The organism is Aeromonas sp. sia0103, from assembly GCF_963895295.1.
Classification (GTDB): domain Bacteria; phylum Pseudomonadota; class Gammaproteobacteria; order Enterobacterales; family Aeromonadaceae; genus Aeromonas; species Aeromonas encheleia.
Window position 1 is genome coordinate 104,884 of the sequence record NZ_CAWQKG010000063.1, and the last position, 26,509, is coordinate 131,392.

Below are 26,509 nucleotides of genomic sequence, written 5' to 3' on the forward strand. Positions count from 1 at the left end.
CCCACAACACTCGGGGGTAATGTGCATAACTACAGTGTAAAGCTCTGCAAAACCTATAGTTACCCATGTATGAGATCCAGTCCGCCAGCCGCCTGTGTATAAAATCACTGGTTATCCCCCTGTTCACGGTCCCAGGATCCAAGCTTTTCCACAAGCTGGGATCGTCTTTAACCAGATGATCTTTATGATCAAAAAGTGCTTATCAACAGAAACCCTGGATCCTAATAAAAGATCCAATAAAAGATCGATCTAAAGATCCTTAAGATCTAATTACCGGATCCTTCATCCATACTGATCCTGAAGTAGACGTTCCCCTCAGGATGCGAAACGGATAGAATGATCCGCCCTCAGCCCAGGCAAATACAGATCTTCAGGCGTGCAGATCAAGGTGATCCCCAATGCAATACCATGAACAATTTGATGTGATCGTCGTCGGTGGCGGTCACGCAGGAACCGAAGCAGCGACAGCGGCCGCCCGCATGGGTCTCAATACCCTGTTGCTGACCCACAACATCGATACGCTGGGGCACATGTCCTGTAATCCGGCGATCGGCGGGATCGGCAAGGGACACCTGGTCAAGGAAGTCGACGCCCTGGGCGGGATCATGGCGCGAGCCATCGATCTTGGCGGGATCCAGTTCCGTACCCTCAACTCCTCCAAGGGACCGGCGGTACGAGCCACTCGCGCCCAAGCAGATCGTCTGCTCTACAAGGCCGTGGTACGCCAGACTCTGGAGAACTACCCGAACCTGAAGATCTTCCAGCAGGCCTGTGATGATCTGATCATGGACGGGGATCGTGTCGCCGGTGTCGTCACCCAGAGCGGGATCCGCATCAGCGGCAAGACGGTGGTGCTGACCGTCGGCACCTTCCTGAACGGCCTGATCCACATCGGCATGGAAAACTACAAGGGCGGCCGCGCCGGGGATCCTCCCTCGATCGCCTTGGCCCAGCGGCTGCGTGAGCTGCCGCTGCGCATCGATCGTCTCAAGACAGGCACGCCGCCGCGCATCGATGCCCGCACCGTCGATTTCTCCGTGATGCAGCAGCAGCACGGTGACGATCCCCGCCCGGTCTTCTCGTTTATCGGCGATGCCAGCCAACACCCACGCCAGGTGCCCTGTTACGTCACGCACACCAACGAGCAGACCCACGAGGTGATCCGCAATAACCTGGATCGCAGCCCCATGTACGCCGGGGTGATCGAGGGGATAGGCCCCCGTTACTGCCCGTCGATCGAGGACAAGATCACCCGTTTCGCGGACAAGACCGCGCACCAGATCTTCGTCGAGCCGGAAGGCCTGACCACCCACGAACTCTATCCGAACGGGATCTCCACCAGCCTGCCATTCGATGTGCAGGTGCAGATCGTGCGTTCGATCCGCGGCTTCGAGAATGCCCATATCACCCGTCCCGGCTACGCCATCGAATACGACTTCTTCGATCCGCGGGATCTCAAGGCCAACATGGAGAGCAAGTGCATCGCCAACCTGTTCTTCGCCGGCCAGATCAACGGCACCACGGGCTATGAAGAGGCGGCGGCCCAGGGGCTGATGGCCGGCTTGAACGCCGGTCTGCGTGCCCAGGGCAAAGAAGCCTGGCACCCCCGCCGGGATCAGGCCTACATGGGCGTGATGATGGACGATCTCTCCACCCTGGGGACCCGCGAGCCCTACCGCATGTTCACCAGCCGCGCCGAATACCGCTTGCTGCTGCGTGAAGACAACGCCGATCTGCGCCTGACTGCCGTCGGCCGCGAGCTGGGTCTGGTGGATGACGAGCGCTGGAGCAAGTTCAACGCCAAGATGGAGCAGGTTGAGCTGGAGCGTCAGCGCATGCGCTCGACCTGGATCCACCCGCAACACCCGTCACTGGAGGCGGTCAACGCCCTGGTGAACACCCCCTTGACCCGCGAGCAGAGCCTGGAAGAGCTGCTGCGTCGGCCAGAGGTGACCTACGACGCCCTGATGGCCATCGAAGGGGTGGGCCCGGCGCTGGAAGATACGGCGGCGGCGGATCAGGTGGAGATCCAGATCAAGTACGCCGGCTACATCGAGCGTCAGCACGACGAGGTGGAGAAGCAGCTGCGCAATGAGAACACTCTGCTGCCGCTGGACATGAACTACCGCGACGTGAATGGTCTCTCCAACGAGGTGATCGCCAAGCTGAGCGATGCCAGGCCGCAGACCATAGGTCAGGCCTCCCGCATCTCCGGCATCACCCCGGCGGCCATCTCCATCCTGCTGGTTCACCTGAAGAAACACGGCCTGCTGCGTAAAACCGCCTGAGGATCCCCATGCTGGAAAGATTGAACGGCCTGCTCATGCAGGCCGGTATTGTTATCACCGACCATCAAAAGAGCCAGTTGGTACACTTGGTCGAGTTGCTGCACAAGTGGAACAAGGCTTACAATCTCACCTCGGTGCGAGATCCGGACGCCATGCTGGTCAAGCATATCCTCGACAGCCTGGTGGTGAGCCCGCACCTGCACGGTGAGCGTTTCATCGATGTGGGCACCGGCCCCGGCCTGCCCGGCCTGCCGCTGGCCATCATCAACCCGGACAAGCAGTTCGTGCTGCTCGATAGCCTGGGCAAGCGGATCAACTTCATCCGCCAGGTGATCCAGGAGCTGGGACTGACCAATGTGACGCCAGTCAAATCCCGGGTTGAAGAGTATCAACCGGAAGTGGGGTTCGATGGGGTGCTCAGTCGGGCCTTTGCCTCCCTGGAGGACATGCTTACCTGGTGTCACCATCTGCCGTCGCCTCAGGGCAGCTTCCTGGCACTCAAGGGACAATATCCCGAGCAGGAACTGGCGCAGTTGCCCGCCAGCATCCGTCTGGTCGCCACCCATCAGCTGGTGGTGCCGGAACTGGAAGGTGAACGTCATCTGCTGGAGTTTAAAGCCATCCAGCCCGAATAGGGCCGCCGTATTCATTTAGGGGATAGTGTGGGAAAAGTCATTGCCATAGCCAACCAGAAGGGTGGAGTGGGTAAAACTACCACCTGTGTGAATCTGGCCGCCTCCATGGCCGCCACCCGGCGCAAGGTGCTGGTGATCGATCTGGATCCGCAGGGCAATGCCACCATGGGCAGCGGTGTCGACAAGTACGAAGTCGAACGCACCGCCTATGAACTGCTGATCGACGATGCCCCCATCAACGAGGTGATCATCACCGAGACCTCGGGTGGCTATCACCTCATCGCCGCCAATGCCGACGTGACGGCGGCTGAAATCCGTCTGATGGAATTCTTCGCCCGCGAGCTCCGCCTGCGCAATGCGCTGGCCTCGGTGCGGGACAAATACGACTACGTCTTCATCGACTGCCCGCCTTCCCTCAACATGCTGACCGTCAACGCCATGGCCGCCGCCGACTCCGTGCTGGTGCCCATGCAGTGCGAGTATTACGCGCTGGAAGGGCTCACCGCCCTGGTCGACACCATCAGCAAGCTGGCGGCCGTGGTCAACCCGGAGCTGAAGATCGAGGGGGTGCTGCGCACCATGTTCGATCACCGCAACCGGCTGGCCAATGATGTGTCCGATCAGCTGAAACAGCACTTCGGGGACAAGGTCTATCGCACCATCATCCCCCGCAACGTAAGACTGGCGGAGGCCCCGAGCTTCGGTGCCCCGGCCATGCACTATGACAAATCATCGGTGGGGGCCAAGGCTTATCTGGCCCTGGCTGGCGAGATCCTGCGTCGTCAGGAGCAGGAACCACAGCCGATCACCGCAGACCGAGAGCGCATATGACTCTGAAGAAACGTGGGCTGGGCAAGGGGTTGGATGCCCTGCTCAGCACCAGCACGGCCGCCCGCCAGAAACAGGTGATGAGCGATCAGCGTACCGAGCAGGCCATGGCGCCCACCAACCAGGGCGAGTTGCGCAAGCTGCCGCTGGAGTGGCTGCAGTCCGGCAAGTATCAGCCGCGCAAGGACATGTCGCAGGATGCGCTGGAAGACCTGGCCAACTCGATCCGGGCGCAAGGTGTGATTCAGCCGATAGTGGTACGCTCCATCGGCGAGAACCGTTTCGAGATCATCGCCGGTGAGCGGCGCTGGCGCGCTTCCCAGCTGGCCCGGCTCGAGGTGGTGCCCTGCATCGTCAAGGACGTGCCCGATGAGGCCGCGGTGGCCATCGCGCTGATTGAGAATATCCAGCGTGAAGATCTCAACGCCATCGAAGAGGCGGTCGCCTTGCAGCGGCTGCTGACCGAATTCGAGCTGACCCACCAGCAGGTGGCCGAGGCGGTGGGAAAGTCCCGCACCACTGTGACCAACCTGCTGCGCCTCAACCAGCTCAACGAGGACGTGAAGCGGTTCGTCGAGCACGGCGACCTCGACATGGGCCATGCCCGTGCCCTGCTGGCCCTGAGCGGCCCGGCCCAATCCGAGCTGGCCAAGCTGGTCGCCCAGAAGGGGCTGACCGTACGAGATACCGAGAAACTGGTGCAAAAAGCGCTGGATCCGGCAAAAACCAAGGTTGAACCCGTCCGCGATCCCCAATTCGGTTACATCGAGCGCCAGATTTCAGAAAAAATTGGCAATCAGGTACAACTTCAACCGGGCAAGCAGGATAGCGGTAAGTTAGTAATAAGTTACGATAACTTAGCGGATTTGGACCGCTTACTGTGCTATTTTGGCCTGTCAGAATCGTGATTTTTACGCTTTTTGTAGTAATAAAACATCCATTCCTTTTGATATGAACATAACCTTAATTTCGCGCGGAAAGCCGCAAAAATTAAGGATTTTTGCCATGTTGCAATAGCTGTCTTCACGGGTATAATTTGACCGGCTTTTAGAGCTGTGAACCTGGGGTCTTCGGATCCCGATTTTTTACAGTTCTGTAATGTTCAGGGGTAGGTTGGTGAAACAGAAAATAGCCTTGGAAGGTTTGACGCTAGCCTTGGCTATGCTCGTTTGTCAGCTCATCCTGATCCTGGCGATCAGTTCCGTCTGGTTTTATCAGGCGGGGGCGTTCGCCGGACGTTCCTCCCTCTATGGGGGCGGAATGTACTGGGTTCCTCAAGCCCTGTTTACACTCTGGGTTCTGCGCCGCAAGGTGACGAAGGAGAGTGTGGGCCTGGTTTTGCGGGACTTTTATGGTGGGGCAGGGATTAAGCTCATTACTACAACAGGACTTTTCGCCCTGATGTTTGGCTCCGGGATCGAGGTCGACACCGTCTCGTTCTTCGCCACTTATATCCTCGCCCTCGTTGTACAGTGGATAGTTTCATTCACGCTTAACAACCACTATTAGGAAAACTCATGTCTGCAACCGGAGAAGTCCTGACTCCTCAGGGATATATCTCCCACCACCTGACCCACCTGCAAGTCGGGTCCGGGTTCTGGACGGTGAATATCGACTCTATGATATTTTCCGTCTTGCTAGGCGCCCTGTTTATCTGGTTGTTCCGCCGCGTGGCCGTCAAGGCTACCAGCGGTGTACCCGGTAAGCTGCAGTGCTTTGTGGAGATGCTGGTCGAGTTTGTGAATGGTAACGTCAAAGACATCTTTCATGGTCGCAACAAGGTCATCGCACCTTTGGGCCTGACGGTGTTTGTGTGGATCTTCCTGATGAACCTGATGGATCTGATCCCCGTTGACTTTATCCCTCACGCTGCACAGTTGATGGGTGTTCCCTATCTGCGTGTGGTTCCCTCTGCTGACGTTAACATCACCATGTCCATGGCTTTGGGCGTGTTCTTCTTGATCCTGTATTACAGTATCAAGGTCAAGGGTATCAGCGGATTCGTGAAGGAGCTGACGCTTCAGCCTTTCAATCACCCCGCTGCCATCCCGGTTAACTTCATCCTTGAAACCGTCACGTTGATTTCCAAGCCTGTTTCTTTGGGTCTGCGACTGTTCGGCAACATGTATGCTGGCGAACTGATCTTTATCCTTATTGCGGGTTTGTTACCCTGGTGGTCACAGTGGATCCTGTCCGTGCCTTGGGCAATTTTCCACATCCTGATCATCACTTTGCAGGCGTTTATCTTCATGGTTCTGACCATCGTCTATCTGTCGATGGCACAAGAAGACCATTGATGATGCAACTCAAATAATCCTTTTTATACAATCAATTACATCTAAATAAATGGAGATCCTCATGGAAAACTTGAACATGGACCTGCTGTACATCGCTGCTGCAATGATGATGGGTCTGGCGGCTATCGGCGCCTCCATCGGTATCGGTATCCTGGGTGGCAAGTTCCTGGAAGGTGCGGCTCGTCAACCTGACCTGATCCCTGTTCTGCGTACCCAGTTCTTCATCGTTATGGGTCTGGTAGATGCGATCCCGATGATTGCCGTTGGTCTGGGTCTGTATGTGATGTTTGCGGTTGCTGGCTAAGTCGTTGCGACTCTCCAGGCATAACCCATTAACTAACTTAAGAGGACATCGGCTGTGAATATCAACGCCACCCTCCTCGGCCAAGCAATTGCTTTTTTCATCTTCGTAGTGTTTTGCATGAAGTACGTATGGCCGCCGTTGATCGCTGCCATCGAAGCCCGTCAGAAAGAAATTGCTGATGGTCTCTCTTCTGCCGAGCGTGCCAAGAAAGATCTGGATTTGGCCAAGGCCAACGCCACCGATCAGCTGAAAGAAGCCAAGCACCAGGCTGCCGAAATCATCGATCAGGCCAACAAACGCAAGGCCCAGATCATTGATGAGGCCGCTGTCGGCGCTCAAGCAGAGCGGGAAAAAATCCTGGCTCAGGGCCGTGCAGAGATCGAAGCTGAACGTCATCGTGCCAAAGAAGAACTGCGCAAGCAGGTTGCTGCTCTTGCCATCGCGGGTGCAGAGAAGATCCTGGCACGCCAAATCGACCAGGCTGCCAACAGCGACATCGTCGACAAACTGGTAGCAGAACTGTAACGGGAACGGGGCTATGTCTGAACTGACTACTATCGCTCGCCCCTACGCCAAGGCTGCTTTCGAGTTTGCCGTTGAGCACAAGGCGGTTGACCAATGGCTGGAGATGCTCGGCTTCGCTGCACAAGTTGCAGAGAACGAGACCATCCACGTTCTGGTTAACGGCTCCATGGCTGCCGAAGAGCTTGCAAACCTGTTTGTGGGCGTCTGCGGTGAGCAGCTCAACGAGCATGGTCAGAACCTGATCCGGGTGATGGCCGAGAATGGTCGCTTGGGTGTGCTGCCGGCTGTCGTTGCTGAATTTGTAGCGCTCAAGGCTGAACTGGACAAAGAAGTTCAGGCTGACGTGATTTCGGCGATCGAACTGACCGACCAGCAGAAAGCCAATATTCAGGCTTCTCTGGGACAACGTCTCGCGCGCAAAGTGAAGCTGAATTGCAGCACAGATGCGTCCTTGATGGCCGGGGTGCTCATCAAGGCCGGTGATCTGGTTATCGACGGCACTGTCCGCGGTAAGCTGGATCGCATGGCCGATGCGCTGCAATCTTGATTGGGGTATTAGAGCATGCAACTGAATTCCACTGAAATCGCCGAGCTGATCAAGCAGCGCATTGCGCAGTTTGATGTCAAAAGCGAAGCGCGTAACGAAGGTACCATCGTCTCTGTGAGCGACGGTATCATTCGTATCCACGGCCTGGCCGATGCCATGCAGGGTGAGATGATCGAGCTGCCGGGCAACCGCTTCGCTCTGGCATTGAACCTGGAGCGTGACTCCGTTGGTGCCGTAGTAATGGGTCCCTATGCCAACCTGGCGGAAGGGATGAAAGTCAAAGGTACCGGCCGTATTCTGGAAGTGCCGGTCGGTCGTGGTCTGTTGGGCCGGGTGGTCAACACCCTGGGTCAGCCGATCGACGGTAAGGGTCCGGTAGACAACGACGGCTACTCGCCGATCGAAGTCATTGCCCCGGGCGTTATCGAGCGTAAGTCTGTTGACCAGCCAGTCCAGACCGGTCTGAAAGCCATCGATTCCATGATCCCTATCGGTCGTGGCCAGCGTGAGCTGATCATCGGTGACCGTCAGGTAGGTAAGACCGCCATCGCGATCGACACCATCATCAACCAGAAAGACTCCGGCATTAAGTGTGTCTACGTTGCGATTGGCCAGAAGGCCTCCACCATCGCCAACGTGGTGCGCAAGCTGGAAGAGCACGGCGCACTGGCCAACACCATAGTGGTGGTTGCCTCTGCTTCCGAAGCCGCCGCCCTGCAGTACCTGGCTCCTTATGCCGGCTGCTCCATGGGTGAGTACTTCCGTGACCGCGGTGAAGACGCGCTGATCATCTATGATGACCTGTCCAAGCAGGCCGTAGCCTATCGCCAGATCTCCCTGCTGCTGCGCCGTCCGCCAGGACGCGAAGCCTACCCGGGCGACGTGTTCTATCTGCACTCCCGTCTGCTGGAGCGTGCTTCCCGCGTCAACGTCGAGTACGTCGAGAAGTTCACCAAGGGTGCCGTGACTGGCCAGACCGGTTCTCTGACCGCGCTGCCGATCATCGAAACCCAGGCCGGCGACGTGTCTGCGTTCGTTCCGACCAACGTGATCTCCATCACCGATGGCCAGATCTTCCTGACCACTCAGTTGTTCAACTCCGGTATTCGTCCGGCAGTTGACCCGGGTATCTCCGTATCCCGTGTGGGCGGTGCCGCTCAGACCAAGATCGTCAAGAAGCTGTCCGGTGGTATCCGTACCGCGCTGGCCCAGTATCGTGAGCTGGCGGCATTCGCCCAGTTCTCTTCCGATCTGGACGATGCGACTCGCAAGCAGCTGGACCATGGTCAGAAAGTGACCGAGCTGATGAAGCAGAAGCAGTACTCCCCGATGAGCGTGGCTCACCAGTCTCTGGTGCTGTTCGCCGCCGAGAAGGGCTACCTCGCCGATGTCGAACTGAGCAAGATCGTCGACTTCGAAGCCTCTCTGCTCTCTTACGCCAATACCCAGCATGCCGAGCTGATGGCTGAAATCAATGCCAAGGCCGACTACAACGACGCGATCGTTGGCAAGCTGACTGCGTTGCTGGATGACTTCAAGGCAACCCAGACCTGGTAAGCGTGTGTGGCAGCGCAAGCTGCCACCTGATGGAGAGAAGAGATGGCCGGCGCAAAAGAGATACGTAACAAGATCGGGAGTGTGAAGAACACTCAGAAGATCACCAGCGCTATGGAAATGGTGGCAGCCAGCAAGATGCGCCGTGCGCAGGAACGCATGTCTGCCAGCCGTCCGTACGCTGAAACCATGCGCAAGGTGATCGGCCATATCGCTCAGGGGAACTTGGAATACAAGCACCCCTACCTCATCGAACGTGAGGTCAAGCGAGTGGGTTACATCGTCGTCTCCACCGACCGTGGCCTGTGTGGCGGCCTGAACATCAACCTGTTCAAAGCCGCCCTCAATGAGATGAAGGAATGGAGCGCGAAAGGTGCCAAGGTTGACCTGGCACTGATCGGCAGCAAGGCCTCCAACTTCTTTGAGCGGCACGGCGCCAAGGTGAAAGCCCATGTCTCCGGACTGGGTGACAACCCGAGCGTCAATGACCTGATTGGTTCAGTCAAGGTCATGCTGAAGGCTTACGACAACGGTGAGATTGACAGGCTGTACCTGGTGTACAACAAGTTCGTCAACACCATGGTTCAGCAACCAAAAGTCGATCAACTGCTGCCTTTGCCCGTAACAGAAGACAGCAAGCTGAACAAGAAGAACCACTGGGATTACCTCTATGAGCCGGATCCCAAGCAGCTGCTGGATACCCTGTTGATTCGTTATGTCGAATCCCAGGTATACCAGGGCGTGGTAGAAAACTTGGCCAGTGAACAGGCAGCCCGAATGGTTGCCATGCAAGCCGCGACTGACAACGCCGGTAACCTGATTAACGATCTGCAACTGGTGTACAACAAGGCCCGTCAGGCCAGTATTACCCAGGAACTGACAGAGATCGTATCCGGTGCTGCTGCGGTGTAAGGCAAGGGTTATCAAAGATTTAGAGGATTTGACATGAGTAACGGTTTCATCGTCCAAATCATCGGCGCTGTAGTGGACATCGAGTTCCCGCAGAATGCCGTGCCCCAGGTGTACGATGCACTGAAGGTCATCAGCGAAGGCCAAGGCCAGGGTCTGGTACTGGAAGTGCAGCAACAGATCGGCGGCGGCGTCGTTCGTTGCATCACCATGGGTTCCTCCGACGGTCTGCGTCGTGGGTTGGAAGTAGTTAACAGCGGCAAGGCCATCCAGGTACCGGTTGGTACCTCGACCCTGGGTCGTATCATGAACGTACTGGGCGAGCCCATCGACGAGAAGGGTCCGATCGGCGAAGAAGAGCGTTGGTCCATCCACCGCGAAGCCCCCAGCTACGAAGATCAGTCCAACAGCGCCGAGCTGCTGGAGACCGGCATCAAGGTTATCGACCTGGTTTGTCCGTTCGCCAAGGGTGGTAAGGTCGGTCTGTTCGGTGGTGCCGGTGTCGGCAAGACCGTCAACATGATGGAGCTGATCCGTAACATCGCGATCGAACACAGCGGTTATTCCGTGTTCGCCGGGGTGGGTGAGCGTACCCGTGAGGGTAACGACTTCTACCACGAGATGATGGAGTCCAACGTACTGGACAAAGTATCTCTGGTGTACGGTCAGATGAACGAGCCGCCCGGAAACCGTCTGCGCGTGGCGCTGACCGGTCTGACCATGGCCGAGAAGTTCCGTGACGAGGGTCGTGACGTGCTGTTCTTCGTGGACAACATCTACCGTTATACCCTGGCCGGTACCGAAGTATCCGCACTGCTTGGCCGTATGCCGTCCGCAGTAGGTTACCAGCCGACCCTGGCCGAGGAGATGGGCGTTCTGCAAGAACGTATCACCTCCACCAAGACTGGTTCCATCACCTCAGTCCAGGCCGTTTACGTGCCTGCGGATGACTTGACCGACCCGTCTCCGGCGACCACCTTCGCCCACCTGGATGCGACCATCGTTCTGTCCCGTCAGATCGCGGCACTGGGTATCTACCCGGCCGTTGACCCGCTGGACTCCACCTCCCGTCAGCTGGATCCGCTGGTGGTAGGCAAGGAGCACTACGAGACCGCTCGTGGTGTGCAGATCGTGCTGCAGCGCTACAAAGAGCTGAAGGACATCATCGCCATCCTGGGTATGGATGAACTGTCAGAAGAAGACAAACTGACCGTATCTCGTGCCCGTAAGATCGAGCGTTTCCTGTCCCAGCCGTTCTTCGTGGCCGAAGTATTTACCGGTTCTTCCGGCAAATACGTGCCGCTGAAAGAGACCATTCGTGGTTTCCAGGGCATCCTGAAAGGCGAGTACGACGATCTGCCAGAGCAGGCGTTTTACATGGTTGGTAGCATCGACGAAGTCGTCGAGAAAGCCAAGAAACTGTAAGTCTCGATAGGAGGGCCCATGGCTGAGATGATCTCATTTCACCTGGATGTGGTGAGCGCCGAAGGGAAACTGTTTTCCGGTCGCGTGCAATCCGCTCAGGTAACAGGCTCCGAGGGTGAGCTGGGTCTCCGTCACGGTCATGCTCCGTTGCTGACTGCCATCAAGCCGGGCCTGGTCCGCTTGATCAAGCAAAATGGTAGCGAAGAGGTGCTGTACATCTCCGGCGGCATGCTGGAAGTACAACCCGAAGCCGTGACCGTGCTGGCCGATACCGCCATTCGTGCCGACGACTTGGATGAGGCGAAAGCCCAGGAAGCCAAGCGCCGTGCCGAAGAGCGGATCAACAGCTCCCATGGTGATATCGACTATGCTCAGGCATCTGCCGAGCTGGCCAAAGCGATGGCCCAGCTGCGGGTTATCGATATTGTCAAAAAGAATTACCGCTAATCACGGTGATGCAAAAAGCGACCTTCGGGTCGCTTTTTTTTTATCCGTTGGATAGACTCCGCCGGGTATTTCCTCATGTTTCAAAGGCTAGCTATGTCTCTCAACGTCGTGATCCTGGCTGCGGGTAAAGGTACTCGCATGCGTTCCGTTCTGCCCAAGGTGCTGCACCCGGTAGCCAACAAGCCCATGGTGTCCCATGTCATCGAGACCGCTCGCCAGATCGGTGCCGAGCAGTTGCACCTGGTCTACGGTCACGGCGCCGAGTTGTTGAAGGAGCGGATCGCCGCCCCGGACCTGAACTGGGTGCTGCAGGCGCAGCAGCTGGGTACCGGCCATGCGGTCGCCCAGGCCATCCCGTTCTGGCAGGACGAAGACGACGTGCTGGTACTGTACGGCGACACCCCGCTGATCCAGCCGGAGACCCTGCAACGACTGTTGGCCGCCAAGGCTGACGACGGCATGGCGCTGCTGACCGTGGTGCTGGACAACCCGACCGGCTATGGCCGCATCGTGCGCGAGCACGGTCAGGTGGTCGGCATCGTCGAGCAGAAGGATGCCAACGCCGAGCAGCTCGGCATCCGCGAGGTGAACACCGGCGTGCTGGTGGCCAAGGGTGCGCAGCTGCGCGGCTGGCTCTCTCGCCTGGACAACAAGAATGCCCAGGGCGAGTTCTATCTCACCGACGTGATCGCCATGGCCCATGGGGATGGCTGCCCCATCGCCGCCGTCCACCCGGACAGCGCCATGGAAGTGGAGGGGGCCAACAACCGGGTCCAGCTGGCGGCGCTCGAGCGCAGCTACCAGAAGATGCAGGCCGAGAAGTTGATGATCGCCGGTGTCACCCTGATCGATCCGGCTCGCTTCGATCTGCGCGGCACGCTGGAGATAGGTGAAGAGGTGGTGATCGACGTCAACGTCATCATCGAGGGCAAGGTAAAGCTCGGCAACCATGTGCGCATCGGCGCCGGCGCCGTGCTGAAGGATTGCGAGATAGGCGATCACAGCGAGGTGAAGCCCTACTCCGTGATCGAAGGCGCCTTGGTGGCCGATCAGTGCTCGGTGGGTCCCTTCGCCCGCCTGCGTCCCGGCGCCGTGCTGGAGCAGGACGCCCACGTCGGCAACTTCGTCGAGATGAAGAAGTCCCGGCTCGGGGTTGGCTCCAAGTGTGGTCACTTGACCTATCTGGGGGATGCGGAGATCGGCGCCAGGGTGAACATAGGGGCCGGCACCATCACCTGCAACTACGATGGGGTGAACAAGTTCCAGACCATCATCGAGGATGATGTGTTCGTCGGCTCCGACACCCAGCTGGTGGCGCCGGTGCGCATCGGCAAGGGGGCCACCCTGGGGGCGGGCTCCACCATCACCAAGGACGTGGCCGAGCACGAGCTGGTCATCACCCGGGTGCCCCAGCGTCACATCAAGCACTGGGCCCGCCCGGTGAAGAAGAAGTGATGCCCGATCAATGAAATGAAACCGGCGCCCAAGGGCGCCGGTTTTGTTTTTGGCTTGTCGGCTATGACTCGCGGGTGGAGGAGGATGTGTCCATCACCCGATACCAGTCCAGCTTGCGGGTCAGCATCATGATCAGCGCCAGTATGGCAAACAGCAGCAGGGCGCCGAGCAGCAGGGCTATCTCCTCCGACTGCAGCAGCCCGAACAGGATGGCGTAGACCAGTCCGAGCAGGGCCGCGAAGCCGAGCCCCTGGCGCGGCCCGCCCAGCACATGGCTCAGGTAGAAGCCGTTGAGGGAGACGCTGGCGAGGCTGGCGACGAGATAGGCCAGGCCAAAGCCGAGGTGCTCGGTCAGCGCCAGCAGCACCAGATAGAAGATGGCCAGCCCCATGCCCACCAGCGCGTACTGGATCGGGTGCACCCGCAACCCCTTGAGCAGCTCGAACATGAAGAAGCTGAGGAAGCTGAGGCCGATGAACAGCAGGGCATACTTGGCGGCCCGCTCGTTCAGCTGATAGTGATCCACCGGCTGCACCAGGCTGACGCTGAAGGTCGGCAGCTCGGCCCCCACCCCCTTCATCATGCGGTTGAAGCGCGTCTCCATGTCGGTGGCGAACCAACTGGTCTGCCAGCTGGCATCGAAGCCCTGTTCGTTCAGGGTGCGGCTGCCCGGCAGGAAATCGCCGATGAAGTTTGGATGGGGCCAGTTGCCGCTTAGCCGAAGCTTGCTGTCCTGGCCGAGGGGCACCACCTCCAGCGCGTTCATGCCCTGCAGATCCAGCTCGATGTGAAAGCGCCCGTCCTCGCCGGGCAGGGCCTCCAGCGGAGCATGAATGCCAGCCATCCCATCCCCCAGCAGGGCGCCGGGCGCGAAGGGGATGCGCCGCTCCCCGAGTCGTAGCTCGGGCACGCTGTTGATGCCGCGGGCATCGGACAGCACCAGACTGAGGTAGGGTTTGCCTGGGACAAGGGCGGGATCCGCGCCGTCAAAACTCAGATCAGGGTTGCCGGCCACCAGCGCCTTGCCGGTCAGGCTCACCGGCAAGCGGCCGGAGAGGGAGAGGCGGCTGTGATAGACCTGAGCCTGATAGATGCCGAGCTTGCGCGGGGTGACTTCCATGCTGGCCAGCACATCCAGCTGATCCGGCAGCAGGTAGCGATAGACCCGCTCCTCGCGCACGAAGCGCTTGCCATCCTGCTCCACGGTGACGGCCCTGGTGTAGGGTTGCACCAGCACGGGTCCCAGCAAACGCTGCGGGCCGCTGCTGCTGGCCATGATGCTGTGGATGGCCTGGCTGCGGTAAGCCTGGCGTTCCCGGTTCAACTCCATGATGGAGTGAACGGGGATCAGCAGCAGCAGGCTGAGCAGTAGCAGCAGGACAATCTTGTGGGTGAGTATCTGTTTGACCATGACGCATCTCCTTGTTGATGGGCGCCATGGTGCAGAGTCAGGGTGAAGGGGTGATGGGGCCCTGTGAAGTGAGGGTGAAGGGCAATAAAAAAACCGGCGCCAGGCGCCGGTTGAGGGAAGGGGTTACAGCTTCTTCAGCTGGGCCGGCAGGGCGGCGAACACCTCTTCCTTGGCTCTGAGCGAGGCAAACTGCTTGCCCGGCTTCTGGATGACGGTGTGGACGAAGATGAGCTTCTTGTCCTGCTTGCTGGCCCAGCCGACGAACCAGCCGATCTGCTGCTCCCGGTTGAGGCTGCCATCCAGCAGCTTGGGATAGCCCATGCCGGTCTTGCCGTGGATCTGCCAGCCATCGATGTCCGGTTGGCGCAGTATGGCGCTGGTGTGGTTCAGGGTCTGGGCTGAGACCGGCAGCTTGCCGCTCACCAGCTTGCCGAGGAAGCGGGCCTGCTCCTGCGGGCTGATGGCGAGGCTGGAGCTGAGCCAGGCCTGGGTCAGACCGTCGTGCTTGCCCGGGTTGCCCGCGAGATCCCGGTTGCCGTAGTCGAAGCGGTCGACGTATTGCTGGAGGCGCGCCGCCCCGAGCCACTCGGTGAGGCGCTGGGAGTACCAGATGACGGAGTACTTCATCCAGCTGCTTGGGCTGGTGGTCTCCCGCCACTCGGGCAGAAAGTCGGCATCGCCGGGTTTGAACGGCAGGGCCGGCAGCTGTTCATCTACCAGGAAGCCGCTGTCATAGCCCATCAGGGCCAACGGGATCTTGAAGGTGGAGGCGGGTGGCAGCTGGCTGGCGCAGTCACCCTCGGCGCTGAGAGGTTTGCCTGTGCCATCGGCAAACAGCAGGCAGCCGGAGGCAGCGCTGGTGGGCAATGAGCAGAGCAGGCCGGCGGCGAGCAGGCCGGACAGCAGGATGCGGGACATGAATATCTCCTTGATTCATCTGAATGCGCGTCTATGCCCCTGGTGGGGCAAGCTCTCGAGGAGGCACAGCCTAGCGTCGCTCTGTGTGCTCGGTGTGAAGTCAGCCGGCCGGCAGCCACAGCTCGGCCAGTACCCCGCCTTCCGGCAGGTTGCCCAGGGTCAGTCGGCCGCCGTGCTGGCGGGCCACCTCGGCGGCAAAGCTGAGCCCGAGGCCGCTGCTCTTGCCCTTGTCGGGCCTGGGCAGGGAGTAGAAGCGCTCGAAGATCCGTGGCAGCGCATAGTCCGGGATGCCGGGCCCCTGATCCCGCACCCGGAAGCAGTAGCCGTCGGCGCTCATCTCGCCGCTCAGCCAGACTCGGCCGCCCAGGGGGGAGAAGTCGAGGGCGTTATCCAGCAGGTTGCCGAGGGCCTGCTCCACCAGCAGGGGATCCCATCGCTGCTTGGGGGCCTCGCCGAGCTCGGCCTGCAGGTTTATCTGGCGACGCTCAGCGACTATCTGGCGGGCATCCAGGGTCCGCCTGCCCAGCCTGGCGGGCGCGATGGCCTGTCTGTCCAGCCCCTGACCCGATTCGAGGCGCGCGAGCTGCAGCATGCGCTCGATCAGCCGCTGCATGCGGGCCGTCTCCAGGTTGATGTTGCCGATAAAGCGCTGGGCGACCTCCGGTGGTGGCGCCTCGGCCAGTATCTCCCCTGCCCCGCGAATGGCTGCCAGCGGGCTCTTCAGCTCGTGGGTCAGGCTGTGCACATAGGCTTCGATGTAGGACTTGCCGTCGAGTTGGCGGCGCATGGTCTCCAGGGAGCGGCCGAGCCGGTCCAGCTCCGGGCTGTGGAGCCTGGGCAGGCTGGCGGGCTGATCCTGACTGACCGCATCGGCGTAGTGCACCAGCTTGCCGATGGCGCGGGTGAGCCACCACACCAGCAGAGCGCCGATCAGCAGCGCGAGGCAGAGCAGCACCGCCGCCCCCTGCAGCAGCTGGCGCTCGCTGCGTTCTATCATGGGCAGCAGGGTGCGGTTGGGCTTGGCGACCGTGAGGGAGCCGAGGATCTGCTCACCGGAGCGCAGCGGGGCGGCCACGTGCATCACCGAGCTGGCGGGATCGTCCGGGTCACTGCGGGTGCTGCGGGCGCCGTACTCACCGCGCAGGGTGCGGTAGACGTCGTTCCAGCGGGAGTAGTCCTTGCCGAGATCCTGGCCGCTCGAGTCATAGACCACCTTGCCCTGGGCGTCGGCCACGTAGATGCGGTACTCCGCCTGCTGCTTGAGGTGGCCGTCGATCAGGGCGTTGATGGGGCTCTGGTTGAGGCGGGCGAAGGCGCCGGCCAGTCGGCCATCCTCCATCCTGCCCTCCTGCAGATCGTCAAGCGCCAGCGGGGCCAGCAGCTGGGCCATGTCGACCAGGGTGTCCTCGGTGGCGCTGCGCACCCCGGGTTTTATCTCCTCGACGAAGATTTCCAGCACGAACCAGGCGGCCAGCGCGAAGATCAGCACCAGTCCGCACAGCAGTTGCAGCCCTATTCTCATGTCGGCTCCCGGCCGGTGCCCGGCAGCGGTATGCTCATGCCAGTTCCAGGCTGTAGCCTAGCCCGCGATGGGTCAGGATCAGATTTGCCTCCGAGTCCCGCTCCCGCAGCTTGGCGCGCAGGGTCTTGATGTGGGTATCCACGGTGCGATCCAGGCTCTCTTCGGCCCCGCTCCACACCAGATCCATCAGCTGCTGGCGGGAGTAGACCCGGCCCGGCGCCTGCATCAGGGTCTTGAGCAGCAGGTACTCGTAGCGAGTGAGGGCCAGCGCCTGGCCGTGGAAACAGATACGGGCCCGTTCCTCGTCCAGCACCAGCGGCTGGCTGGTGGCCTGAGCGACCGGCTGGCTGCGGCGCAGTATCACCCGTACCCTGGCGCACACCTCCCGCGGCGAGAACGGCTTGGCCACGTAGTCATCGGCCCCTATCTCCAGCCCGATCAGCCGGTCTATCTCCTCGCTGCGGGCGGTGAGGAACATCAGCGGCGTGTCGCAGCGGGCCCGCACCTGCTTGCATAGCTCGAAACCGCCGATGTCTGGCAGCCCCACATCCAGGATCAGAAAATCCGGTCGCGTCTGTTCCAGTCGCGCCAATAAAGGCTGGCCGAGGGGGAACCACTCCACCTCGAAGCCGTCGGTCTGCAGCGCATAGATCAGGGTATCGGCGATGCTGGCTTCATCTTCCACCAGCCAGATGACTCGTTTTTGCATGGCGTCCTCGTCGCAAATCGGCCTGCCCATTCTGGCATCGAACCAAATTGGATCCTATTTGCGGTTTTATTTTTCCAAAAAAGGCGCTAACATTTCGACATTCTTTCGAATCGAAACTTTAAGATGACCAAACGCAACACTCAACAGCGTCGCCACACCATAGTGACCCTGGTGCAGGAACAGGGCGAAGTGAGCGTCGATACCCTCGCCAAACACTTCTCCACCTCGGAGGTGACCATCCGCAAGGATCTGGCCGTGCTGGAAACCGGTGGCCTGCTGCTGCGCCGTTACGGTGGTGCCGTGCCCCTGCCGAGCGAGATGGTGGTCGACAGCAATCCGGAGCAGGTTTCGAAACGAAAGCTGGCCATCGCCCGCGCCGCCGCCGAGCGCATCCGCGATCATAACCGCGTCATCATCGACAGCGGCAGCACCACCAGTGCCATGATCCCCATGCTGGGCAACAAGCGCGGCCTCATCGTCATGACCAACTCCCTCAACGTGGCCGGCGCCCTGCGCGAGCTGGAGAACGAGCCCACCCTGCTGATGACCGGCGGCACCTGGGATCCCCACTCCGAATCCTTCCAGGGCCAGGTGGCGGAGCAGGTGCTGCGCTCCTACGACTTCGACCAGCTGTTCATCGGTGCCGATGGCATAGACCCGGAGCGAGGCACCACCACCTTCAACGAGCTGGTGGGCCTGTCCAGGGTGATGGCCGAGGTGTCCCGCGAGGTCATCGTCATGGTCGAGTCGGAGAAGATAGGCCGCAAGATCCCCAATCTGGAGCTGCCCTGGGCACAGATCCATACCCTGGTCACCGACGCCGGCCTGGCCGACGAGACCCGGCAACTACTCGAATCCAAAGGGGTGACGCTGATCTGCGCCCCCCTCGCAGGCTGAATCTCGCCTGCTATCCCATTGTTTGTTAACAGTTCAAGTTCAAGGAGAAGTCTATGTGTGGCATCGTCGGGGCAGTCGCCCAACGTGATGTGGCTGAAATTCTGGTGGAAGGCCTGCGCCGTCTCGAGTATCGCGGTTATGACTCCGCCGGGGTGGCCGTGTTCAGCGCCAACCAGCCGCTGCAGCGGGTGCGTCGTCTGGGCAAGGTGGCCGAACTGGCCAAGGCGCTGGAAGAGCAGTCCGTCCACGGCGGCACCGGCATCGCCCACACTCGCTGGGCGACCCACGGTGAGCCGTCCGAGCGCAATGCCCATCCCCACGTCTCCGAACATATCGTGGTGGTGCACAACGGCATCATCGAGAACCACGAAGAGCTGCGCAGCAGGCTGCAGGGCATGGGTTACGAGTTCAGCTCCGACACCGACACCGAGGTGATCGCCCATCTGGTACACCACGAACTGAAATCCGCCCCCAGCCTGCTGGCCGCCATGCAGGTGGCGGTGAAGCAGCTGCGTGGCGCCTACGGCACTGTGGTGATGGACAGCCGCGACGACAGCCGCGTGGTGGTGGCCCGCTCCGGCTCCCCGCTGGTGATCGGCCGCGGCATCGGCGAGAACTTCATCGCCTCCGATCAGATGGCGCTGCTGCCGGTGACCCGCCGCTTCATCTTCCTGGAAGAGGGGGACGTGGCCGAGGTGACTCGTCGCGACGTGCACATCTTCGACACTCACGGCGACGCCGTGGTGCGCGAGGAGCTGGAGTCCGAGCTCTCCCACGATGCCGGTGACAAGGGCGAGTACCGTCACTACATGCTCAAAGAGATCTACGAGCAGCCCAAGGCCATCACCAATACCCTGGAAGGCCGCCTCGGCACCGATCACGTGGTGATCGAGTCGTTCGGCAACGGCGCCCGCGCCATCTTCGACCAGGTCGAGCACATCCAGATCGTCGCCTGCGGCACCTCCTACAACTCCGGCATGGTGGCCCGCTACTGGTTCGAAGAGATCGCCGGTGTCTCCTGCGACGTGGAGATCGCCTCCGAGTTCCGCTATCGCAAGTCGGTGGTGCGCCCCAACAGCCTGCTGGTGACCCTGTCCCAGAGCGGCGAGACCGCCGATACCCTGGCCGCCCTGCGGCTGGCCAAGGAGTCCGGCTACATGAGTTCGCTGGCGATCTGCAACGTGCCGGGCTCCTCCCTGGTACGCGAATCGGATCTTGCCTTCATGACCCGGGCCGGGGCCGAGATCGGCGTCGCCTCCACCAAGGCCTTCACCACCCAGCTGGCCGGCCTGCTGATGCTGGTGGCCTCCGTCGGTCACTGCCGTGGCAACCTGAGTGCCGCCGCCGAGGCCGAGTTGGTCAAGGCGCTGCAAGCCCTGCCGCTGCGCATCAAGGAGAGCCTGGCGCTGGCCAAGCAGATCGAGACCCTGGCCGAAGAGTTTGCCGACAAGCACCACAGCCTGTTCCTCGGCCGTGGCAGCCAGTACCCCATCGCCATGGAGGGGGCGCTCAAGCTCAAAGAGATCTCCTACATCCACGCCGAGGCTTATGCGGCCGGTGAGCTCAAGCACGGCCCGCTGGCGCTGATCGATGCCGAGATGCCGATCATAGTGGTGGCGCCGAACAACGATCTGCTGGAGAAGCTCAAGTCCAACGTGGAAGAGGTGCGTGCCCGCGGCGGCATCCTCTACGTGTTCGCCGATGCGGATGCTGGCTTCAAGAGCGACGCCACCATGCGGGTGATGAGCCTCAACCACGTGGAAGAGATGATTGCCCCCATCGTCTACACGGTGCCGCTGCAGCTGCTCTCCTACCACGTCGCCCTGATCAAGGGTACCGATGTGGATCAGCCGCGCAACCTGGCGAAATCCGTGACCGTGGAATAAGCCATTGTCGGAAATGAAAAAAGAGCCGCATTGCGGCTCTTTTTTATGGGCTCGTCTGGCCGGATACCCGGCTATGACAGCCGCAGGTTGGTGATGGTCACATCGTTCAGCGAGGGCACTATGATGCCGCTGGAGATGCTCTTGGCGATCGCCTGGTTGCGGTTCTTCGAATCCGTCTTGTTGGTGACCTGGTTGAGGTGGAAGTTCACGGTGCGCTCGCTGATGCCGAGTATGGTGGCGATCTCCCAGGAGGTCTTGCCCTCGCTGGCCCAGAACAGGCACTCCTTCTCCCGATCCGACAGCTCGGCCAGGCATTTCATCAGATCCGGCCTGCTCTTTATCAGTTGCAGTGCCGAGTTGAAGATGTAGCTGGCGCAGAACGACAGCAGGGGAACGTTTTCAAACATCAGGTCGGAGTTGGACTTCTCCTTGCTGATGAAGGAGAGGATGCCGTGTTCCCCCTGGGGGGTATGCAGCGGGAAGGAGACGCCGTTGCGCACCCCGAAATCGGCGGCGAGGTTCATCACCTCCCGGCTGGCGCTGGGCAGCCAGGGGGAGTCGCAGTCGAGCTTGTTCCAGAAGATGGGCTGGGTCTGCTTCAGTCCCAGGAAGACCACAGGATCCTGGGTCAGGTAGTGCCGCTCCGTGTAGGCATCAAACCAGCTGGTCGGACAGTTGTTGAACAAGGCTACGTGGGATTTTTGCATGCTGATGGGGAAAATGATCAGCAAACGGAAGTAATCAAATCCCATCTGGTGACTGAAGCGCTCCAGTTGTTGCTGGATATCGCTGGTCTTCTTGGCCTTGGTGAACCGATCTATGTGTTCCCAGATCGCATCGTTAAACATGTCACTCTCCTTTTTCGACCCTTATCATCCTGATCGAAAAGATATTTTTTAGTTATTTAATGTGGTGTTGTTAGTACCAACGCCAGTAACTCCCGTGCTTGTCTAAAAATTATCCTGTTTTTTCGGCCGCAGGCCAAGGAAATCATCTGATTGCCACTGGCACGACTCTTTGAGACAATGAGAATAGTTATCATTGTTAAGATTATGTACCATGAAAAAGCTCTGGGGTCTGGCCTTGTTGCCATTGGCCGCCCACTTCGTCGCCAGTGCCGACGAACTGGTCGCGCCCGCACTGAAAAACAGCATCGCTGCCGGGAAAGCCTCCCAGCAGCGAGTAGAAAAGGCGGCCGATGCGGCCGTTTCCGCCAGGATGGAGCTGCAAAACGCGCAGCTGCAGCTGCGCGATCTGGAAGCCTACAACAGCTACATGCAGTCACTGGTGGCCGATCAGCAAAATGAACTGGGCAAGCTCAGCAGCCAGCTGGCGGCGGTAGAGCAGACCCGGCAGGGGCTGATCCCGCTGATGCTGCAGATGCAGGCCGAGTTGGAGCAGCTGGTGCAGGAGGACATCCCCCTGCGCAAGGACGATCGTCTGGCGCGCATCGAGCAGCTCAAGCTGACCATGGCCCGTGCCGACGTGAGCGAGGCCGAGAAATTCCGCCAGCTGCTGCAGGCCTATCAGATTGAAGCCGAGTACGGCAGCCGGATGGATGCCTATCCCGCTCAGCTGGAACTGGATGGTGCCGAACGTCGGGTCGATGTGCTGGCGCTGGGCCGCGTCTCCCTGCTGGCGATGACGGCCGATCGCAGCCAGGCCTGGCGCTGGTCTGCGGAGAGCAAGAAGTGGCTGGCACTCGACAGCCAGTGGCTGGAGCCCATCGCCGAGGCGCTGGACATGGCTGCCGACAAGCGAGTCCCGCAACTGTTGCATGTGCCCCTGTCTGTCGCGCGTAGCCAGGAGGCTCAGTCATGAAATGGTTCCCCCTTCTTATCACGCTCTCCCTCGGCTCCCACGCGGCCCTCGCCAATGACGACTGGCAGGCGCAGGAGCAGGCTCGTGAGCAGAATGCCCAGCAGGATCTGGCCTCGGTCGCCGATCAGCTGAGCGGTGCCCGCGCCAGGCTGGCCGCGGCCCAGAGCCTGAGCAAGCAGCTGGCCAGCCAGTTTGCCGACAATGAAAAGCAGCTGGTTGAACTCAACGCTCAGTGGGAGCAAGCCTCCGGTGACATGAACGAGATTTTCGCCGTCACCCGCCAGGGGGCGAGCGATGCGGTCAAGCTGCTGGCCGAATCCTCGGTGCAGGGTCAGTTCCCGGATCGACTGGCGGCGCTGAAGGTGCTGGCACAGGACAAGCAGGTGCCGGATCGCGCCGCCCTCGCCCTGTTGCCCGCCACCCTGCTGCAGGAGATCCGCGAATCGGGCCGGGTGGCCCAGTTCAGCGGCAAGGTGCTCGATGCCCAGGGCGCGGCCAGCGAACAGTCGCTGACCCGGATCGGCAGCTTCGCGCTGTTCGGGAGCGCCGGTTTCCTGCAGCCGAGTGGTGAAGGGCTGAGCCCGGTACTGGGTCTGCCCGGCGGCCTGCTGTCCGAACTGACCACCTATCAGGGCAAGGAAGGCGAGGCCCTGCCGCTGGATCCTTCCCACGGCGTGCTGCTCGACATGCTGGCCCAGGCCCCCACTTTCTGGCAGCAAGTCCAGCAAGGGGGACAGGTCGGCGCCATCATAGTGCTGCTGGCCGCCATCGGTCTGGGCATTGCCGGGGTGCGGTTGTGGACGCTGTCCCGCGAACTGACCCTGGTGCGCCGCCAGCTCAAGAGCGGTGAATACCACACCAATAATGCCCTCGGCCGGGTGCTGACAGTGGCAGAGCAACATCCCGAGCTGAGCATGGAGACCCTGGAGCTGCGGCTCGATGAGGCGATCCTGCAGGAGACTCCACGGCTGGAGCGCGGCATCGGCATGGTCAAGGTCATCGCCGCCATCGCCCCCATGCTGGGCCTGCTCGGGACTGTGACCGGTATGATCGGCACCTTCCAGGCCATTACCCAGTTCGGCACCGGCGATCCCAAGATTATGGCGGGCGGCATCTCAATGGCGCTGATCACCACGGTACAGGGGCTGGTGGCCGCCATTCCGCTGATCCTGGCCCACAGCCTGCTGCAATCCCGCTTCACTGAGCTCTCCAATGTGCTGGAGCAACAGGTCGCCGGCATCCTGGCCGAGCGCGCCGAGAGCAACGGAAACGGGATGGAGCGGGTGGCATGATGCTCGACATCTGGCAGCAGTTGCAGAGTTTCATGGGCCGTGGCGGCCCCGTGCTCTGGGTCATCCTGGCCCTGCTGGTACTGATGTGGATTCTGATGATCGAGCGGCTGCTCTACCTCAACCTAGGCTTTGGCCCGCTGCAGCAGCAGCTGTTCAGTCGCTGGCAGGGGCGCGTCGAGCGCCACAGCTGGCATGCTCAGGCCATTCGTGGCCGCTGGCTGGCCGAGGCCGAGCTGGAGCTCAACCGTCATCTGATCTTCATCCGCACCTTGGTGGTGCTCTGCCCCATGCTGGGTCTGCTCGGCACAGTGACCGGCATGATAGGCGTATTCGATGCGTTGGCCGCCGCCAACCGCTTTAACCCGGAGAGCATGGCGGGCGGGATCTCCCGTGCCACCATCCCCACCATGGCAGGCATGGTGGTGGCGCTGTCCGGCGTGTTGTTACTCAGCCGGCTCGAGAGCCAGGCCAAGCGCGCCTTGGCCAAGACCCGTGACGGCTTGCGAGAAGAGAAGGTAATGCAATGAGACGGCAATCCAAACGCCAGCGCGATGAAGTGCAGATCGACATGACCCCCATGCTGGATATCGTGTTCATCATGCTGATCTTCTTCATCGTGACCACCTCCTTCGTGCGCGAGGCCGGACTTGAGGTGCATAGGCCCCAGGCCAGTCAGGCCAAGGCCCAGAAATCCTCCAGCATCATGCTGGCGATCGGGGCCCAGGGGCAGATCTTCCTCGATCGCAAACAGGTCGATGTGGAGCGGGTGCAGGCCCGCCTGGCCCGTCTGCTGACGGAGCAACCCGACGCCAGCCTGGTGATCCAGGCCGACGAGCGAGTGCCCCACGGTCGGGTGGTGCGAGTGATGGATGAGGCCAAGGCCGCCGGAATAGCCAACATCGCCGTGGCGGTGGCACCGAAATGAAATTCAAGCTGATGAGTCTGGGACTGGGGGTCGCCCTCAGTCTGGGGATCCTGCTGTTCATGGCCACCCTGGTGGAGCCCCCCAGGGGGGAGAAGGCCTCGACCGAGCAGAAGTCCATCGTCATCAACATGCAGACCGAGGTGAACGAGGTACAGGTGCGCGAGCGGCCGGTACCGCAAGAGCCCGAGCCACTGCCTGAGCCTCCTGCCGCCCTGGCCTCCACGCCGCTGCCCATGCCGGCGGCGGCGCCCCTGCCCTCGGTGCAACCCAGCCTGGATCTGGTGTCCAGCCTGAGTGCCGTGCAGGTATCTGCCCCCGGGGTGGCCACCAGTCCCACTCCGGTGGCGAGCGGCAACTTTCATGGTCAATCGGAAGGGATGGGGGTCGGCGTTGGCGACATGCTGACCCCGCTGCAGCGGGTCGAACCGGTCTATCCATACCGTGCCCAGCAGGCTGGCATCGAAGGATCGGTGACGGTTCGCTTCACCATCAACAGCGAGGGGCGGGTCGAGAATGTGGAAGTGATTGAGGCCAAGCCCAAGCGCCAGTTCGAGCGGGCGGCCATTCAGGCGGTCAGCAAGTGGCGCTACCAGCCACGGCCTGGCGCGACCGACAAGCTGGAGCAAGTCATCAATCTCAAATTCAAGTTGGAGTCATAACGATGCTGCGGATCTGGATCTGCCTGCTGGCCCTGGTCAGCCAAGCCTGCCTGGCCATGGAGGTGAGCCCTCATTTCTCCCGCCAGCTGGAACCCGTGATGAAGCTCTACCAGTCGGGGCAATGGCAACAGGCTCAGAACAAGGCCACCGGGCTCAAGCCAGGCTCAGATGCCGAGCGGGCCTGGTTGGCTCAGTTGCAGGCCTCCTTGGCCGCCAACTTGCAGCAGACCGCGCAGGCGAGCCGCTACGTCGAGCAGGCGCTGGCCTATAAAGAGTGGCCGGAGCAACAGCAGCTTCAGTTGCTGCGCCTGCGTGGCGACATCCAGGCTCAGCAATCCAACTGGTCCGGCGCCATCGCCAGCTACAAGGCGGCGTTGGCACTGAAGCCGGACGATGCGCTGCGGTTGCGGCTGGCGGGCCTCTATTACCACAACAAACAGTACGGCGAGGCCGCGAGCCAGAGTGAACAACTGTTGAAGAAAGGCTGGCACAAGCAGGCCGCTATCATTCGTCTCTCCGCCCTCACCGCCCAGCAGCGTTACGGGATGGCGGCCGATCAGGCCGGCGAGCTGATCCGTCACGAGCCAAAAGAGAGCAAGTGGTGGCAGCAGGCCGTGTCGCTGAACCTGTCGGCCAAGCGTGGGGACCAGGCGCTGGCCCTGCTGCAGACCGCCATCGATCGTCAACTGATGGACGACGCTGCCGCCCGCAATCAGCTCATTCGCCTCTATGCCTGGCAGGGGCTGCCTTATCGCGGCGCCCGCCTGCTGGAGGCGGCCATGGCCAAGGGACAGATGCAGGCAAGTGCCGAGAACCAGCACCTGCTGGCCCAACTGTGGGAAGGTGCCCGTGAGTGGCCGAAAGCGGTAGATAGCTGGCAGCTCCTCGCCAAGCAATATGCGCACCCCAAGGCCGGTATGCGTGCCGCCGAACTGTTGCTGCAACAGGGCAAGACAGATGCGGCCATGAGCCAGCTGGCCGTCATCAAGTCGACCAAGGATGAGCAGGGCAACAGAGCCAAGGCGTTGCTGGTGCAGGCATACCTTAATAAGGAGCAATATGCCGAGGCGCTGACACTGGCGTTGGAGCTGCAGCGGGAAAGCAACTGGCAGCAGCGGGCGACCAGCTGGGTCAGCTATATCCAGGCCCAGAGCGAAGGGATGAACAAAAAAGCGGCGTAAAACCGGGGGGAAGTTCGAGTTTTATACGTGTCAGCCTGCTTTTTCAGCAAGCGAGATCTTTTTCACAAAAAGCC

27 protein-coding genes are annotated in these 26,509 nt (G+C 60.8%); 22 read left to right on the plus strand and 5 right to left on the minus strand.

What is annotated here, in order from left to right; all coding sequences use genetic code 11:
- Positions 1 to 398: 398 nt before the first annotated feature.
- The 14 genes from mnmG to glmU all read left to right on the plus strand — a co-directional run bounded on the left by mnmG (position 399) and on the right by glmU (position 13,214).
- Entirely contained in the window at positions 399 to 2,288 is a 1,890-nt protein-coding gene (gene mnmG / locus AACW18_RS21330) for a tRNA uridine-5-carboxymethylaminomethyl(34) synthesis enzyme MnmG (protein WP_042651581.1), read from the plus strand.
- Between the two features lie 8 nt (positions 2,289 to 2,296).
- Complete coding sequence (gene rsmG / locus AACW18_RS21335) at positions 2,297 to 2,923, plus strand: 16S rRNA (guanine(527)-N(7))-methyltransferase RsmG (RefSeq protein ID WP_042651582.1); 627 nt, start codon at positions 2,297 to 2,299, stop codon at positions 2,921 to 2,923.
- 27 nt (positions 2,924 to 2,950) lie between these two features.
- On the plus strand, positions 2,951 to 3,754 hold the full coding sequence (locus AACW18_RS21340; protein WP_042651583.1) for a ParA family protein: 804 nt from the start codon (positions 2,951 to 2,953) through the stop codon (positions 3,752 to 3,754).
- Positions 3,751 to 4,659: a ParB/RepB/Spo0J family partition protein gene (locus AACW18_RS21345; RefSeq protein ID WP_218292549.1), complete on the plus strand. Its 909-nt coding sequence runs from the start codon at positions 3,751 to 3,753 to the stop codon at positions 4,657 to 4,659. The genes AACW18_RS21340 and AACW18_RS21345 overlap by 4 nt, the downstream gene beginning before the upstream one ends.
- A 190-nt stretch (positions 4,660 to 4,849) precedes the next feature.
- Positions 4,850 to 5,260, plus strand: coding sequence for an ATP synthase subunit I (locus AACW18_RS21350; RefSeq protein ID WP_042651585.1), 411 nt, complete (start codon positions 4,850 to 4,852; stop codon positions 5,258 to 5,260).
- An 8-nt stretch (positions 5,261 to 5,268) separates the two neighbouring features.
- Entirely contained in the window at positions 5,269 to 6,048 is a 780-nt protein-coding gene (gene atpB / locus AACW18_RS21355) for a F0F1 ATP synthase subunit A (RefSeq protein ID WP_042651586.1), read from the plus strand.
- A gap of 61 nt (positions 6,049 to 6,109) precedes the next feature.
- The gene (gene atpE / locus AACW18_RS21360; RefSeq protein WP_005307205.1) at positions 6,110 to 6,352 is read left to right on the plus strand and encodes a F0F1 ATP synthase subunit C; all 243 of its coding nucleotides are present in this window, start codon (positions 6,110 to 6,112) and stop codon (positions 6,350 to 6,352) included.
- A 54-nt stretch (positions 6,353 to 6,406) separates the two neighbouring features.
- Complete coding sequence (atpF, locus tag AACW18_RS21365) at positions 6,407 to 6,877, plus strand: F0F1 ATP synthase subunit B (protein WP_042651587.1); 471 nt, start codon at positions 6,407 to 6,409, stop codon at positions 6,875 to 6,877.
- Positions 6,878 to 6,890: 13 nt separating this feature from the next.
- Positions 6,891 to 7,424, plus strand: coding sequence for a F0F1 ATP synthase subunit delta (gene atpH / locus AACW18_RS21370; RefSeq protein ID WP_042651588.1), 534 nt, complete (start codon positions 6,891 to 6,893; stop codon positions 7,422 to 7,424).
- Positions 7,425 to 7,439: 15 nt separating this feature from the next.
- On the plus strand, positions 7,440 to 8,981 hold the full coding sequence (gene atpA / locus AACW18_RS21375; RefSeq protein ID WP_042651589.1) for a F0F1 ATP synthase subunit alpha: 1,542 nt from the start codon (positions 7,440 to 7,442) through the stop codon (positions 8,979 to 8,981).
- Between the two features lie 42 nt (positions 8,982 to 9,023).
- Positions 9,024 to 9,890 (plus strand): F0F1 ATP synthase subunit gamma, encoded by an 867-nt coding sequence (gene atpG, locus AACW18_RS21380; RefSeq protein WP_042651590.1) that lies wholly within the window; start codon positions 9,024 to 9,026, stop codon positions 9,888 to 9,890.
- Positions 9,891 to 9,923: 33 nt separating this feature from the next.
- Entirely contained in the window at positions 9,924 to 11,312 is a 1,389-nt protein-coding gene (gene atpD / locus AACW18_RS21385) for a F0F1 ATP synthase subunit beta (protein WP_042651591.1), read from the plus strand.
- A gap of 18 nt (positions 11,313 to 11,330) precedes the next feature.
- Positions 11,331 to 11,759, plus strand: coding sequence for a F0F1 ATP synthase subunit epsilon (locus AACW18_RS21390; protein ID WP_042651592.1), 429 nt, complete (start codon positions 11,331 to 11,333; stop codon positions 11,757 to 11,759).
- 93 nt (positions 11,760 to 11,852) lie between these two features.
- Positions 11,853 to 13,214, plus strand: a complete 1,362-nt coding sequence (glmU, locus tag AACW18_RS21395) for a bifunctional UDP-N-acetylglucosamine diphosphorylase/glucosamine-1-phosphate N-acetyltransferase GlmU (protein ID WP_218389786.1) — start codon at positions 11,853 to 11,855, stop codon at positions 13,212 to 13,214.
- A gap of 61 nt (positions 13,215 to 13,275) precedes the next feature.
- Here the strand turns inward: glmU and creD are convergent, their stop codons facing one another.
- The 4 genes from creD to blrA form a co-directional block, all read right to left on the minus strand.
- Positions 13,276 to 14,625, minus strand: coding sequence for a cell envelope integrity protein CreD (gene creD / locus AACW18_RS21400; RefSeq protein ID WP_218389787.1), 1,350 nt, complete (start codon positions 14,623 to 14,625; stop codon positions 13,276 to 13,278).
- A 123-nt stretch (positions 14,626 to 14,748) separates the two neighbouring features.
- The gene (gene blaOXA / locus AACW18_RS21405) at positions 14,749 to 15,543 is read right to left on the minus strand and encodes a class D beta-lactamase (protein ID WP_042651595.1); all 795 of its coding nucleotides are present in this window, start codon (positions 15,541 to 15,543) and stop codon (positions 14,749 to 14,751) included.
- A gap of 100 nt (positions 15,544 to 15,643) precedes the next feature.
- Positions 15,644 to 17,065: a beta-lactam sensor histidine kinase BlrB gene (gene blrB, locus AACW18_RS21410; protein ID WP_218389788.1), complete on the minus strand. Its 1,422-nt coding sequence runs from the start codon at positions 17,063 to 17,065 to the stop codon at positions 15,644 to 15,646.
- A 34-nt stretch (positions 17,066 to 17,099) separates the two neighbouring features.
- Positions 17,100 to 17,774 (minus strand): two-component system response regulator CreB, encoded by a 675-nt coding sequence (blrA, locus tag AACW18_RS21415; RefSeq protein WP_218292543.1) that lies wholly within the window; start codon positions 17,772 to 17,774, stop codon positions 17,100 to 17,102.
- Between the two features lie 123 nt (positions 17,775 to 17,897).
- On the opposite strand from blrA, the gene AACW18_RS21420 reads away from it, so the two are divergent.
- Together AACW18_RS21420 and glmS are read left to right on the plus strand one after the other, a co-directional pair.
- Positions 17,898 to 18,671 carry a DeoR/GlpR family DNA-binding transcription regulator gene (locus tag AACW18_RS21420; protein WP_042651597.1) on the plus strand — a complete coding sequence of 258 codons (774 nt, stop codon included), beginning with the start codon at positions 17,898 to 17,900 and terminating at the stop codon, positions 18,669 to 18,671.
- A gap of 53 nt (positions 18,672 to 18,724) precedes the next feature.
- Positions 18,725 to 20,557: a glutamine--fructose-6-phosphate transaminase (isomerizing) gene (glmS, locus tag AACW18_RS21425; protein WP_218389789.1), complete on the plus strand. Its 1,833-nt coding sequence runs from the start codon at positions 18,725 to 18,727 to the stop codon at positions 20,555 to 20,557.
- A gap of 71 nt (positions 20,558 to 20,628) precedes the next feature.
- Here glmS and AACW18_RS21430 read toward each other — a convergent pair whose 3' ends face one another.
- A complete protein-coding gene (locus tag AACW18_RS21430) occupies positions 20,629 to 21,405 on the minus strand; it encodes a LuxR family transcriptional regulator (RefSeq protein ID WP_042651599.1) in 777 nt (258 codons plus the stop codon).
- Between the two features lie 211 nt (positions 21,406 to 21,616).
- Between AACW18_RS21430 and AACW18_RS21435 the strand changes: the two genes are divergently transcribed.
- The 6 genes from AACW18_RS21435 to AACW18_RS21460 are packed head-to-tail and all read left to right on the plus strand — an operon-like array spanning position 21,617 to position 26,435.
- Positions 21,617 to 22,378, plus strand: a complete 762-nt coding sequence (locus tag AACW18_RS21435) for a DUF3450 domain-containing protein (protein WP_218329960.1) — start codon at positions 21,617 to 21,619, stop codon at positions 22,376 to 22,378.
- Entirely contained in the window at positions 22,375 to 23,670 is a 1,296-nt protein-coding gene (locus AACW18_RS21440; protein ID WP_218389790.1) for a MotA/TolQ/ExbB proton channel family protein, read from the plus strand. Before AACW18_RS21435 ends, AACW18_RS21440 begins: the two co-directional genes overlap by 4 nt.
- Positions 23,667 to 24,197: a MotA/TolQ/ExbB proton channel family protein gene (locus tag AACW18_RS21445; protein WP_042651602.1), complete on the plus strand. Its 531-nt coding sequence runs from the start codon at positions 23,667 to 23,669 to the stop codon at positions 24,195 to 24,197. The genes AACW18_RS21440 and AACW18_RS21445 overlap by 4 nt, the downstream gene beginning before the upstream one ends.
- Positions 24,194 to 24,595, plus strand: a complete 402-nt coding sequence (locus AACW18_RS21450) for an ExbD/TolR family protein (RefSeq protein WP_218389791.1) — start codon at positions 24,194 to 24,196, stop codon at positions 24,593 to 24,595. The genes AACW18_RS21445 and AACW18_RS21450 overlap by 4 nt, the downstream gene beginning before the upstream one ends.
- The gene (locus AACW18_RS21455; protein ID WP_218389792.1) at positions 24,592 to 25,254 is read left to right on the plus strand and encodes an energy transducer TonB; all 663 of its coding nucleotides are present in this window, start codon (positions 24,592 to 24,594) and stop codon (positions 25,252 to 25,254) included. Before AACW18_RS21450 ends, AACW18_RS21455 begins: the two co-directional genes overlap by 4 nt.
- Positions 25,255 to 25,256: 2 nt before the next feature.
- Complete coding sequence (locus tag AACW18_RS21460; RefSeq protein ID WP_218389793.1) at positions 25,257 to 26,435, plus strand: hypothetical protein; 1,179 nt, start codon at positions 25,257 to 25,259, stop codon at positions 26,433 to 26,435.
- Positions 26,436 to 26,509 lie beyond the last annotated feature (74 nt).